13 protein-coding genes are annotated in these 12,434 nt (G+C 63.0%); 6 read left to right on the top strand and 7 right to left on the bottom strand.

The window, feature by feature from the left end; genetic code table 11:
• Positions 1 to 54: 54 nt before the first annotated feature.
• On the top strand, positions 55 to 1,914 hold the full coding sequence (locus BX592_RS23590) for a glycosyl transferase family 1 (RefSeq protein WP_134195091.1): 1,860 nt from the start codon (positions 55 to 57) through the stop codon (positions 1,912 to 1,914).
• A gap of 32 nt (positions 1,915 to 1,946) precedes the next feature.
• On the opposite strand, the gene BX592_RS23585 is transcribed toward BX592_RS23590, so the two are convergent.
• The 5 genes from BX592_RS23585 to BX592_RS23565 all read right to left on the bottom strand — a co-directional run bounded on the left by BX592_RS23585 (position 1,947) and on the right by BX592_RS23565 (position 5,413).
• Positions 1,947 to 2,177 carry a hypothetical protein gene (locus BX592_RS23585; RefSeq protein ID WP_134195089.1) on the bottom strand — a complete coding sequence of 77 codons (231 nt, stop codon included), beginning with the start codon at positions 2,175 to 2,177 and terminating at the stop codon, positions 1,947 to 1,949.
• A 197-nt stretch (positions 2,178 to 2,374) separates the two neighbouring features.
• Positions 2,375 to 2,974, bottom strand: coding sequence for a hypothetical protein (locus tag BX592_RS23580; protein WP_134195087.1), 600 nt, complete (start codon positions 2,972 to 2,974; stop codon positions 2,375 to 2,377).
• 152 nt (positions 2,975 to 3,126) lie between these two features.
• Positions 3,127 to 3,894: an amino acid ABC transporter ATP-binding protein gene (locus BX592_RS23575; RefSeq protein ID WP_134195085.1), complete on the bottom strand. Its 768-nt coding sequence runs from the start codon at positions 3,892 to 3,894 to the stop codon at positions 3,127 to 3,129.
• Positions 3,894 to 4,571, bottom strand: coding sequence for an amino acid ABC transporter permease (locus tag BX592_RS23570; protein WP_134195083.1), 678 nt, complete (start codon positions 4,569 to 4,571; stop codon positions 3,894 to 3,896). Before BX592_RS23570 ends, BX592_RS23575 begins: the two co-directional genes overlap by 1 nt.
• Before the next feature lie 62 nt (positions 4,572 to 4,633).
• A complete protein-coding gene (locus tag BX592_RS23565; RefSeq protein WP_134195081.1) occupies positions 4,634 to 5,413 on the bottom strand; it encodes an amino acid ABC transporter substrate-binding protein in 780 nt (259 codons plus the stop codon).
• Positions 5,414 to 5,712: 299 nt separating this feature from the next.
• On the opposite strand from BX592_RS23565, the gene BX592_RS23560 reads away from it, so the two are divergent.
• Positions 5,713 to 6,573 carry an alpha/beta fold hydrolase gene (locus tag BX592_RS23560; RefSeq protein WP_134195079.1) on the top strand — a complete coding sequence of 287 codons (861 nt, stop codon included), beginning with the start codon at positions 5,713 to 5,715 and terminating at the stop codon, positions 6,571 to 6,573.
• 149 nt (positions 6,574 to 6,722) lie between these two features.
• Here BX592_RS23560 and BX592_RS23555 read toward each other — a convergent pair whose 3' ends face one another.
• The gene (locus BX592_RS23555) at positions 6,723 to 6,905 is read right to left on the bottom strand and encodes a hypothetical protein (protein WP_377681649.1); all 183 of its coding nucleotides are present in this window, start codon (positions 6,903 to 6,905) and stop codon (positions 6,723 to 6,725) included.
• A gap of 42 nt (positions 6,906 to 6,947) precedes the next feature.
• A complete protein-coding gene (locus BX592_RS23550; RefSeq protein WP_134195077.1) occupies positions 6,948 to 7,652 on the bottom strand; it encodes a glutathione S-transferase N-terminal domain-containing protein in 705 nt (234 codons plus the stop codon).
• A gap of 373 nt (positions 7,653 to 8,025) precedes the next feature.
• On the opposite strand from BX592_RS23550, the gene BX592_RS23545 reads away from it, so the two are divergent.
• From BX592_RS23545 to BX592_RS23530, 4 genes are read left to right on the top strand one after another with little or no spacing between them, the layout of a single operon-like run.
• Positions 8,026 to 10,377, top strand: coding sequence for a TonB-dependent receptor (locus BX592_RS23545; RefSeq protein ID WP_134195075.1), 2,352 nt, complete (start codon positions 8,026 to 8,028; stop codon positions 10,375 to 10,377).
• A 28-nt stretch (positions 10,378 to 10,405) separates the two neighbouring features.
• Complete coding sequence (locus BX592_RS23540; protein ID WP_134195073.1) at positions 10,406 to 11,071, top strand: MotA/TolQ/ExbB proton channel family protein; 666 nt, start codon at positions 10,406 to 10,408, stop codon at positions 11,069 to 11,071.
• A complete protein-coding gene (locus BX592_RS23535; protein ID WP_134195071.1) occupies positions 11,068 to 11,469 on the top strand; it encodes an ExbD/TolR family protein in 402 nt (133 codons plus the stop codon). The genes BX592_RS23540 and BX592_RS23535 overlap by 4 nt, the downstream gene beginning before the upstream one ends.
• Before the next feature lie 51 nt (positions 11,470 to 11,520).
• Positions 11,521 to 12,420 carry an energy transducer TonB gene (locus tag BX592_RS23530; RefSeq protein WP_243849700.1) on the top strand — a complete coding sequence of 300 codons (900 nt, stop codon included), beginning with the start codon at positions 11,521 to 11,523 and terminating at the stop codon, positions 12,418 to 12,420.
• The last annotated feature ends 14 nt before the right edge of the window (positions 12,421 to 12,434 follow it).

Raw genomic sequence — 12,434 nt, 5'->3', positions numbered from 1 at the left:
CGCAATACAACGCCTCCCATACAATTAGCGATCCATATTTTTCACCGAACCTGGATGGACACTTCATTTGTGCTCGACGACTTCGAGCAATCTGTCTATGCTCGCGAGCACGACAACGCGGCCAAACAATTGACCGTGCTGCTTGCCTTGCTCCAGCACAAGCGTGGCGAACTGGACCACGACTTTCGTGCATCGGATATCGACGGCCTGCCGGCCGACCTGCAGCGGGAACGCTTTTACGCGCGGGCCGCCGCGGCAGTCACCGCGCTCTTCGCCGACCCGGCATTTCGCCCGCAAACGTCTGTGTTCACCGCACTGATGTCAGTGCACGCGTCGCTTGGCGCGCTGTTCGCCGCCACGGCGCTCGGCAACGCCGATCACATCGCGCGTTGTTTTGCATCTGATTCGCACCGCGGCGCGCCGTCTGACGCCGCGGACGGATCGTTATACAAACGATGTCTTCTGTATTCGAGCGAATCGAACCTGACACTCGAACTGAGCGAGCTTTGGGCACGCGCACCGGTCACCGCCGCGAATCTCGCGCTCGCGCTGCTGTCCACCGAGTTCCATGGTTCGCGAGGCGCGCACGGCAAACGCGAGGCGCTGCTCGAATGGCTACCGGGCAAGCTCGAGCGGATCGACAGCCTCGACAGGCTGCCGACCGGTGTGCTGCATAACGCGTACATGTTCTGCAGCTACGCGGATACGCCGCGCCGGCATGCGATCAAGGACGACATCAACGTGCTCGTGCGCCGCAAGCTGGACGAGTTGGGACTGGACGATCTCGAGTTCGAGCGGGCACCCGCGGTGACGCAACGCAAGCGCAGGCCAAAGCCGCTGATGATCGTCGTGCTCGAGTGGTTCGGCAGTGCCCATTCGATCTATCGAACCCACTCGCGTACGCTCGCCGCCGCGCGTGCGCATTTCGAGGTGGTCGGGTTCGGCTTCGGCTACGCGGTCGATGAGGTTGGTCGCGCGTTGTTCGACCGCTTCATCGAGCTCAAGGAACCGGACTACGTCGGCGAATGCCTGAAGACCGTTCGCGATTTCGCGCAGGCGGAGCATCCTGATGTGCTCTATATGCCGAGCGTCGGTATGTTCGTGCTGACCATTTTCATGTCGAACCTGCGCGTCGCGCCGTTGCAGATCGCGGCGCTCGGTCATCCGGCCACGACACGTTCGGCGCGGATCGACTACGTCAGTGTCGAGGAGGATTTTGTCGGCGACCCCGCGTGCTTCAGCGAAAACCTGTTGGTGCTGCCACGCGGCGGCCAGCCGTATGTGGCGTCCAGCGCGCTCCCGCCGCTCACGCCTGTCATGCCCGCGCGACGCGACACGCTGCAGATCGTCGTCACCGCAAGCCCCATGAAGCTCAATCCGCGCTTCTTCGACGCGTGCGCGCGAGTTCGCGATGCCGCCCGGACGCCCGTGCAGTTCCACCTGATGACCGGCGCGCGGCATGGCCTGCTGCTCGAGCATATGCGACGCGTGAGCGCGCTCGCGCTGCCCGGCGCGACCGTGCACGGCTTTTATCCATACGCGGATTACCTCGCGCGCGTCCAGCACGCGGATCTGTTTCTCAGTCCGTTCCCGTTCGGCAATACGAACGGTATCGTCGACGCGTTCACGGCTGGCGTGCCGGGAGTCTGCAAAACGGGAGCTGAAGTGTTCGAGCGCATCGACGGCGCGCTGTTCGAGCGCGCGGGCATGCCGGCATGGACCGTCGCGTCGTCTGTCGACGACTATGTGAGCGCAGCGGTCAGACTGATCGACCGGCACGACGAGCGCGAAGCGCTACGTACCCGGCTGATTGAAACCCGCGCGGCCCAGCGCTTTTTCGAAGGCCGGCCCGAAGTATTCGGCGAACGCGTGCTGCAACGGGTCGAGCGGACGATGGCAGTCACCGGCGCTTGACCATCGCGATACCGCACGGACGACGCGCCTGACTACTCGGCGCCGCGCGCCAGCACCTTCTCGAGCGCCATCGACCGTGCGGCCTCTTCGGCGGCCGCGGCCGTGTCGAACACGCTGCCGGACACGTGCACGCGATGCCATTCGGGCTCGTCGGCGGTATCGCGGAAAATCCGGAAACGGGCGCAGAAACCGCGCGGCGCGACAGGTATCACGTCGATATCGACCAACGCGCCTTCTATCTGGTGTCTGATGTAGCCGTCCATGCTGAACTCCTGCTTTGAGGCACAGGAAATCGTAGCACCGCGGGTGCGGCGTGTACGCAAGCGATGCGACGCCGATGTTGCGACGCCGATGTTGCGACCCGGAGGTGCCGTCGCGGAGGTTGCGTCGGCCTTGCCGATGTTGCATCGCGACAGCTGACGGCAAGCAGCATACCCGCCGCCGTTCCGGACGGGACGGGTTACTGCGGAGACGCGTCAGCGCCGCTATCGGCACGCTGGACCAGTCTGCCTGGCGCAAGCCAGCGGTATGACTTCAGACTCAAGCCATCGAATTCGCATTCCATTGCGGCGGGAATAGCGAGCCTGACCGGCCTGTTCGAATTTCGCGTGGTGGTTTTCGGCGCGACCGCGTTGCTACCGGCTGGCGCGGCCTCGAACACAGGCGACTGAACGCCCGCCACCCCGATCGCCGACGACGGCGGCCAGGCCCGCGTCGTCGGAGTCGCCGGTGGCATCGGACTCGCCACCGCCAGCGGTACTGACGGCGCCGATGCGGCGTGCGCCCCCGCACCCGCGGGTCTCGCCCACGCCGCTGTAGCCGCCGCGACCGACGACGCCGGCACCATGCTGACAATTGCGCCCTCGACCACCACGCGGCTGCCGCGAATGGCCGCGCCGGTATGACTGATCGTCAACGTCTCCGACGCCGCCATTTCGCCGCCCGCCACGCTGCGCATCTGGTCTCGACAGGTGACGGAATTCTTGTAGACGGCCGTACATCCCGTGACCAGCGCAAGCGCGACGGCAGAGGAAGCGAGGGTGAAGACGCGGGTGTTCATAAATCGTCCGTTCTTGATCTGCCGGGCATTGTAGCCTGGAGTCCCGGAACGCTCGCCGGGGCGGCGCGCCGCATGCAACACGCCGAGCGTCGTCGTGCAGACCGATTGCCGGTGTGCCGGGTGCGCACGTGCTTGGCCTGCCGTCCCGCCAGTCAGTCCGCCCACGCGTCGGGCAGACTTTGGGTCAGCGTCGACACGAAGTTCGCGGTTTCTTGCTCGCGCGGCCGAGTGAAGATGTCGCGCGACGGACCGGCTTCGACCACCACGCCGTTGCTGAGAAACAGCACGTCGCGTGAAATCGACGCGGCAAGGCGCAGATCGTGCGTCGCCATCAGCATCGTCATGCCCTCCTGCGCGAGCTGACGCAGCACCTCGACAACCTCTGCCGCGAGACCGGGATCGAGCGCCGACGTGGGTTCGTCGCACAGCAGCACGTCCGGCGACGGCGCGAGTGCGCGAGCGATCGCAACCCGTTGCTGCTGGCCACCTGAAAGCGTCGTGGGCCACGCGTCGGACTTGTGCGCGATACCGACTTTCTCGAGCAACTCCAGCGCACGCGATCGGGCTCGGTCCTGATCCCATTTCTGCACGGTCGTCAGCCCTTCCATCACATTTTCGAGCACCGTGCGGTGCGGAAACAGCTGGAAGTTCTGAAACACCATGCCGGTGCGGCGGCGAATCGCGAGCACCGTGTCGCGCGGCGGCTTGCTCGTGCGGCTGAACTCGACGCGCAAATCACCCAGTTCCAGCGTGCCCGCCTCCGGAATTTCCAGCAGGTTCACGCAGCGCAGCAGCGTGCTCTTGCCACTGCCGGACGGCCCGATCAACGCGGTGACACTGCCCGGCTCGAGCGCGAGGTCAACCTCGCTCAGCACACGATGGCTGCCGAAGTACTTGTCGATTTTCTCGAGACGAATCATCAGCTGCTCGACTGGAAAAGCGCGTGCCGCCCAAACCGGCGCTCGAGCCGCACTTGCGCGGAAGACAGCACCGAACTGAACAGCAGGTAGATCAGCGCGGCTTCGGTATAGAGAATCAGCGGCTCATAGGTCACTGACGCGATCCGCTGCGCAGCCTGAAAGATTTCCGGCACCGTCAGCACGGCCGCCAGCGATGTATCTTTGACGAGCGAGATAAACGAATTGGACAGCGGCGGCAACGCAACGCGTGCCGCCTGCGGCAGCACGACACGCCACAGCGCCTGCCCGCGCGTCATGCCGATCGAGTACGAAGCTTCCCACTGACCCTTCGGAATCGATTCGATGACGCCGCGAATCACTTCCGAATTGTACGCGCCGACATTCAGCGAAAAGCCGATGATCGCCGCTGTCAGCGGATCGAGCACGATACCGACGTTCGGCAAGCCATAGAAGATCACGAACAGCTGCACGAGGAGCGGCGATCCGCGGATCAGCCACACGTAAAAGCGCACGACAGCAACCGCCCATGGCGGGCCGAACAGCCTCAGCAATGCGACGACGAACGCAAGCGTCAACCCGAGCGCGAACGACACGAGCGTCAGCGGAACGGTGAAGACGAGGCCCGCGTACAGCAGGGGCCACAAGGACTGCCCCATCAAATGTAGCCAGGCAGGCATGATTCAGGCTCGCGTGATGCGTGTTTTATTGGCGGCTCGCGCGCGCTCCGGCACAGTCACGCTCATTGCGATACGTCTTTGCCGAAGTACTTGTCCGAGATCTTCGCGTAGGTGCCGTCCGCCTTCATGTCGTGAAGCGCCTTGTCGATCGCGGCCTTCAATTCCGGGTTGCCCTTGCGAATCAGCACTGCCGACTTGTCGCTCTGTTCGCCCGTATCGATGGCGGCGATCTTCACCTTCGCGTCCGGCTTGTGCTTCTTGAAGTCGAGGAACGACAGCGAATCGTTGACGGTCGCGTCGACGCGGCCCGACGTCAACAGGTCGATCGATTCGTTGAAACCCTGCACCGGCACGACCTCCGCGCCATGCGCGGCCGCCAGCTTGCCGAAGTTGCTCGTAAGCGTGTTCGCCGACTTCTTGCCCTTCAGGTCATCGAACGACTTGATCGACGTATTATCCGAGCGCACGATCAGCGCCGCATGCGACACAATATACGGATCGGAGAAATCGTATTTGACCTTGCGCGCATCGGTAATGGCGACTTCGTTGATCACCGCGTCATAGCGGTTCACATCGAGGCCGGCAATCAGCCCATCCCACTTTCCCTCGACGAACTCCGGCTTCACGCCGATACGTTTCGCGATTTCGCGCGCAATATCGACGTCGAAGCCCGTTAGCTGACCGGACGCGTCGTGAAACGAAAATGGCGCGTACGTGCCTTCCGTACCAATCTTCAATACGCCGGCGGATTTGACCTGGGCGAGACCATCCGCGGCGAACGCCGCCGTCGCGGTCGCAACCTGCAACAGGCCGATCAGAAGGAGAGATCGAATCGACTTCATCTGTGAACTCCGTAAATTTGTTTTTTCCGTCAATACGATGCCTGCAGCATCGTGCGTGCCGCAGAGTGCGCGGACTGTAGCAAACGGACTCTATTTCGGCAACGCATTTTGAGCTTTAAACATATGCGGTGGCGGAATAAGCTAGACCGAAACCGGCAGTTTGGCAATGCGCACGTCTACTGGGCTCGCTTTTTCGCTCTCGCGTGGCGGAACAGACGCACGAGAGGAGCGCCAATGAACTCCGGACAGGCAAGACGGGACGCCTTGCCGGACTAGCGCCCATCAAGGCCATTGATACGATGCACACCCCAACCGATCCGACACGGCCCGCCCGCGACATCGCAGCGGACGCCCACAGCGCTTTTGCCACGCTGCCCGCGTGCGCGACGCGGCCCGCGCTTGTCATCGAGTACCGATGGCTCAACCCGCATTGGCGCGATGCACCGCTGGCCGTATTTCTGCATGAAGGGCTGGGCTCCGTCGCGATGTGGAAGGATTGGCCACAATCGCTGTGCGATCGGCTCGGCATGCGTGGGCTCGTCTATTCACGGCCCGGCTATGGCCGCTCGACACCGCGTCCGCACGACTTGAAGCTACCCGTCGATTATCTGTCGATACAGGCTCGGGAGATACTGCCCGCGCTGCTGGACGCGCTTGACTTCGCCGCGGCCGAACGCGCGCGGATGTGGATGATCGGTCACAGCGACGGCGGCTCGATTGCACTGCTCTATGCCAGCGCCTTTCCAGACGCCCTCGCCGGAGCCGTCGTGATCGCGCCGCATATTTTCGTCGAAGACCTGTCGGTCGCGGGCATCGTCGAAACCCGTATTGCCTACGAGCACAAGGGCCTGCGTGGCAAGCTCGCGCGCTATCACGCCGACGTCGATTCGGCGTTTTATGGCTGGTGCGATATCTGGTTGAGCGCGCCGTTCAAAACATGGAACATCGTTGACTCACTGCGCGCAATTCGTTGTCCTTTGCTCGCTGTGCAAGGCTTCGACGACCACTACGGAACGATGGCGCAAATTGACGGAATCGCTGCACAGGTGCCGCATGCGCGGTGCGCGAAGCTGGCAGGCTGTGGGCACTCGCCCCATGCGGAGGCGCCGAACGCGCTCAATGACGCGATTGCCGCGTTCGTCGCCGCATCGATGCGTTGATCCGCGCATTGACGCGCGCTTTGTTCCAGCCTTTTATCCGCACTTGATCCGCTATGCCAACGGACGACCGTTTGACGGCTGCAGCGTCGCCCGAGCGCCGCCGCTATGCCGAATGCTTTTCGCACTTCCGCATAGCGCGGCGCATCAGCTCACGCGACCGCCTGTAACGCTTCAGGCATCGGTGCTGGCTTGACCTTTTTTGGCGCATGCTTGCGCGCATGCCACAAGTCGTAGTCGGTCTGCAGACCGAGCCATAGATCCGCGCTTCCGCCGCGCTCGACGCCGGGCCACGCTTCGATGCGGCCAGTTTCCGCGAGCGGGTCAGTCTGCACGTAACGACACGCGATTGCACGATTGCCAACGCGCGCCGATGATCATTTCGGCGCAGGAATGTTCAATCCGCGAGCGACCGCCGAACGTGTGACGAACGCATCGAGCGCACGTGTCACATGGCCAAAATCTGCAATGCCGACCAGTTCGCCCGCTTCGTAGAACCCGGTCAGATTGCGCACCCACGGAAATACCGCGATATCGGCAATCGTATAGACGTCGCCCATGATCCACTCGCGGCTCGCGAGCCGGTCATTCAGTACGGCAAGCAGGCGCCTCGCCTCGCCGACATAACGATCGCGCGGTCGTTTGTCTTCAAAGTCCTTGCCGGCGAACTTGTTGAAAAACCCGACTTGCCCGAACATCGGCCCGATGCCGGCCATCTGAAACATCAGCCACTGAATGGTTTGATAGCGACCCGCGGCGTTTTGCGGAATAAACCGGCCGGTCTTGTCCGCGAGATAAAGCAGAATCGCACCCGATTCAAACAACGCGAGTGGCTGCCCTTCTGGTCCGTTCGGGTCGATGATCGCCGGGATTTTCGCGTAGGGATTCAGCGAGCGAAATTCCGGTGTCTTCTGATCGGCGGTGTCGAAGCTCACACGATGCGGCTCGTAAGGCAGCCCGGTCTCCTCCAGCATGATCGAAACCTTGACGCCGTTCGGCGTCGGCAGTGCATAGAGCTGCAGCCGGTGCGGATATTGCGCGGGCCACCGGCTCGTGATTGGAAATGCGGAAAGATCGGCCATCGCGAATCTCCTGTTTGAACGAGCACGGCATCACATCGCACACCTTCCTCGTGCGATAACGGCCCGCCATGCTACGGGTCGGCGGAGCGAACAAACAATATAAACATTCCGATTGCGCGTGTCTCGCGCGACGGCCGGCTGGATGACCGGCAAACATCGGATCAAGGACATCAATCGACGCTCACGCCACTCAACCCCGGCAAATATTTAATGCCATCTGGAAATGTTATGTTATATCATTCGACACGCTGCACTTTGACGACGAGCCGGGCTCACCTGGCCGCGATAACGGGCGCACCTCAACAGGAGTCCGCTGGCGAACAGCCAGAGCGGACCCGCAAGAAGACCAACAATCCGATTCACTTTGTCCGGAATGAAATCTCGCACACACATTGCGCAAGCCACCGTGCTGCTGTTCACGGCGCTTGCCGGCAGTCACACATGGGCCGCCGCTTCGGCCACGACGCTGAGCGGTACCGTTGAAGACGCACACGGCAAGCCGATCCCCCATGCGCAGGTCCGTCTCAAGACCGCGAGCGGTGACGATGCAGGCCACGCGAGCACCGACACATCGGGTCATTTCGAACTGAAGGACGTGGCACCCGGCACGTACGCGGTTGCGGTCGCCGCCACCGGCTTCGAGGCGACCACGAAGCTCGCCGACACGACCAGCGGCACGGCCGTCCCGCTCGCATTGACGCTCAAAAAGGACGACACGCTCGACGTCAACGTAGCGGCGAAGCGGCTCGATCAGGCGCGCAACGGACTGTCTCCGGAAACGGGCAGCAGCATCTACCGGATCACGAACGCGGACATCCGCGCAATGCCGCTTGGCGAGAACACGCCGCTGAATCAGGTGCTGTTGCAAGCGCCAGGAGTGGCTAACGACTCGTTCGGTCAGGTGCACGTGCGCGGCGATCATGCGGACCTGCAATACCGGATCAACGGCATTCAGATTCCCGAACCGATCAGCGGCTTTGGCCAATCGCTCGACACACGCATCATCGACCAGGTGAATCTGCTGACCGGCGCGCTGCCCGCGCAATACGGCGACCGCACGGCCGGCATCGTCGACATCCACACGAAGAACGGCGATTCCGGCGACGGCGGCGCAATCGATGTATTCGGCGGCAGCCATCAGACGCTGCGCACGAGTGCGGACGTGTACGGCAGCAAAGGCGACTTCAGCTACTTCTTCACCGGCTCGCTCGGTGTGAACAATCTCGGCATCGAGGCGCCGACCGCCAGTCCATCGCCGATTCACGACCATACGCGCCAGGGCAGCGGGTTCGGTTACATGTCGTATCTGATCAATCCGCTCACGCGCGTCTCCGTGATGCTCGGCACCGCGGCCAACCAGTTCGAGATCCCGAACACGCCGGGTCTTGCACCCGTATTCACGCTCGCCGGCACGCCGACCTTCAACTCGGCGAATCTCAACGAAACGCAGTCGGAACTGAACAATTATGCGGTGATCGCGCTGCAAGGCACGAACGGCGGCGACTTCGACTATCAGGTCGCGCTTTCCACGCGCTATACGCGCACACAGTTCAATCCCGACCCGGTCGGCGATCTGATCTTCAACGGCGTCGCGTCGAACGACTTCCACAACGACACGGCGAACACGCTGCAAGCCGACACCACCTGGCGCCTGAACAGTTCGCACACGCTGCGCGGCGGCGTGCAATTGCAGCAGGAACACGCGCAATTCAGCGACACGGTGTCGGTGTTTCCGACCGACGCCGATGGCAATCAGGCGTCCGACGTACCGATCACGCTACAGGATTCGAGCAGCAAGACCGGCTACCTGTACAGCGCGTACCTGCAGGATGAGTGGAAAATAACCGGCAAGCTGACGCTGAACTACGGTCTACGCTACGACGGCATGAACGAGTTCGTGTCCGCGCATCAACTGAGTCCGCGCATCGGCGCCGTCTATCAGTTGACGCCCGCAACGACGCTGCACGCCGGCTACGCGCGCTACTTCACGCCGCCGTCGTTCGAACTGGTGTCGAGCGGTACGATCGGCCGCTTCGCCGGCACGACCAACGCGCCGGAGGTCACGCAGAACGACCCGGTGCAGCCCGAGCGCGACGACTATTACGATATCGGCGTCACGCAACGGCTTGGGTCCGATGTGACGGTCGGGCTCGATGCGTACTACAAGAAGGCGCACAACCTGCTCGACGAAGGCCAGTTCGGCACCGCACTGATCTTCGCGCCGTTCAACTACCGGTATGGGCGCGTCTACGGTGTCGAGTTCACCGCGAACTATAAGCACGAGAACGTCGCCGCATATCTGAACGTTGCGTATAGCCGCGCGCAGGGCAAGGACATCGATTCCGCGCAGTTCAACTTTGGCGCCGACGAACTCGCGTTCATCTCGAATCACTTCGTGTTCCTCGATCACGACCAACGCGTCACAGCGTCATTCGGCGGCTCGTACACGTGGCACACGACGACGTTTACCGCGGACGGCACGGTCGGCAGCGGCCTGCGCTCGGGCTTCGCGAACACCGACAAACTGCCGCTGTACGCGCAGGTCAATCTCGGCGTGATCGAACACATCAATGCGCCGATGGTCGGCAAAGTGGATATTCGCGGCGCGGTGGTGAATGCGTTCGGCCGCGTGTACGAATTGCGCGATGGTTCCGGGATCGGTGTCGGCGCGCCGCAGTTCGGCCCGTATCGCGCGTTCTACGCCGGCGTCACGAAGTATTTCTGATCCCGCTTAACGTCTTCGGGAATTTTCGATGGAAGACTGGTTCGGTATTGTCGAAGCAGCGCGGGTCGCGGGGTGGATTGTTTATCCGCTGACGCTGCTCGCGCTCGTCGCGCTGTTTATTATCCTCGATCGGCTGGTCGTGTTCTTCCGCTTCGCGAAGGTGCCCGGCATTGCGTCATACGGCGGCGACGTCAGCGCGCTGCTCGCTACGCTACCGCCTCAGCACGCGCTGCGCCGGTTGATGGCGCCGCTCGTCGGCGAATTCACGAAGCCGGTGTGGTGGATCGAAGAGCGCGCGAGTGCGGTTGCGCTCGACGTGCAACGCGACATGTCGCGCGGCTTGTGGGTGCTCGAGACGATCGTGACGGCCGCGCCGCTCGTCGGGCTGCTCGGCACGATCGTCGGCATGATGCACGCGTTCAGGCTGATCGGCGGCAGCGGCCTCGTGAATCCGACGGGCGTGACCGGCGGCGTCGCACAGGCACTGATCGCGACCGCCCTCGGTCTCGTGATCGCGCTCGTTGCGCTGTTCGCGTTCAACTACTTTTCGCGGCGCATCGACCGGCTCGTCGAAGAGCTCGAGACGTTCACCAGCACATGGCTCGCCGATATCCGGCTAACGCGCGAACAGGCGCTGATCGGCGCCGGTGCTGCCAGCACTGCGGACGACGCGCGTGCGATCGGCGTCGTATGAAACTGCGACGCTCTCGCACCGCGAAACGCGGCCGCATCGAGATCATTCCGATGATTGATGTGATGTTTTTCCTGCTGGCGACGTTTATGCTGACATCCCTATCGATGCAGCGGCTCGACGCGATCCGGCTGAATCTGCCGCAAGGGCACGCGCAAGCGCTAGCGCAACAACAGCCGCTGACGCTCGCGGTTGCACGCGACGGTCATATCGAAATCGATCGGCAACGGGTCACGCTCGATCAGGTCGCGGCAACGATCAAACGCCTGGTCGGTCCAGATGGCAATGTCGTGATCGCAGCGGATACGGCGGCGTCGAACGGGATCGTCGTCGAGGCGATGTTGCGTGCACGCGAAGGCGGCGCGGAGCATTTCCTGGTGGCCGTCCAGCGTGATCAATAGCGTGATCAATAAGGTGACCCGCGACGCGGTCGACAACGCGTGGACTGCGACGTGACCGACAACGTGCGCCATAACTCGCGCCATAACTTGCGCGATAGCGTGCACCGCATGCCGCTGCACGTGGGAAACCTGCTGGATGCGCACGCTCCACGAGCGTTGGTCTGCGTGCTCGCGGCGGTCGCGATCTGGCTCGGCTTTGCAGCAGGCTTCGTGCGCGGGTTGTGGCTTGCCGATAACAATAAGAACGCGCCGAAGCCGGTTGCACTCGACGTGAAGATGGTGCGTTTGTCGCCACCTGAGCCGCCACCTGAGCCGCCTCCCCAACCGCAGCAGCAGCCGGCTTCGCGCGCGGCTCGGACAGCGCGCACGCCACAACCGGCAACGCCTGCGCCAGCCGCGCAGCCGAAGCCTGCGCACGCCGGGCGGCACAGTGTTGCGCCCGCGCCGCATGCGCTCGAGAAGCCGACGCCTTCGCACGACGTATCGCAGCAAGCGACAACCGCCACTGCCGCGCCGAGCATCGCACGGCCTACGCAACCGACGCTTGCGCCGCCCTCCACACCGTCCGCAAACTCACCCCCGCCAGCGACGCCCGCCGCACCAGCGACGCAGGCAAACGGACCGCAGCAGGAAGCCAAGGGCCCCGCAACGGCATCCTCGCCAAGCGCGTCGGCCAGCGCCGGCAATGGTCCCGCGCATGCGATCCTGCAACCGCTGCCATCCATACCCGACGACTTGCGCGAAGACGCATTTCAGGCGATCGCGACGGCTCGTTTTTCGGTTCATCGCGACGGCTCGGTCGACGTCGAGCTAATCAAGCCGACTCATAACCCGCGGCTTAACCAGCTATTACTCGACGCATTGAAGAAGTGGCGCTTTTTCCCCGCGATGAAAGACGGCGAGCCGATCGACAGCACGCAGGACGTGCGAGTGCACTTCAACGTCGATTGAGCGCGGCGGCGAAA

The sequence above is a fragment of the Paraburkholderia rhizosphaerae genome (genome assembly GCF_004366595.1).
In the GTDB taxonomy this organism is placed as follows: domain Bacteria; phylum Pseudomonadota; class Gammaproteobacteria; order Burkholderiales; family Burkholderiaceae; genus Paraburkholderia; species Paraburkholderia rhizosphaerae.
The sequence above is the reverse complement of the archived record's forward strand: the minus strand, read 5'-3'. Positions and strand labels throughout refer to the sequence as shown.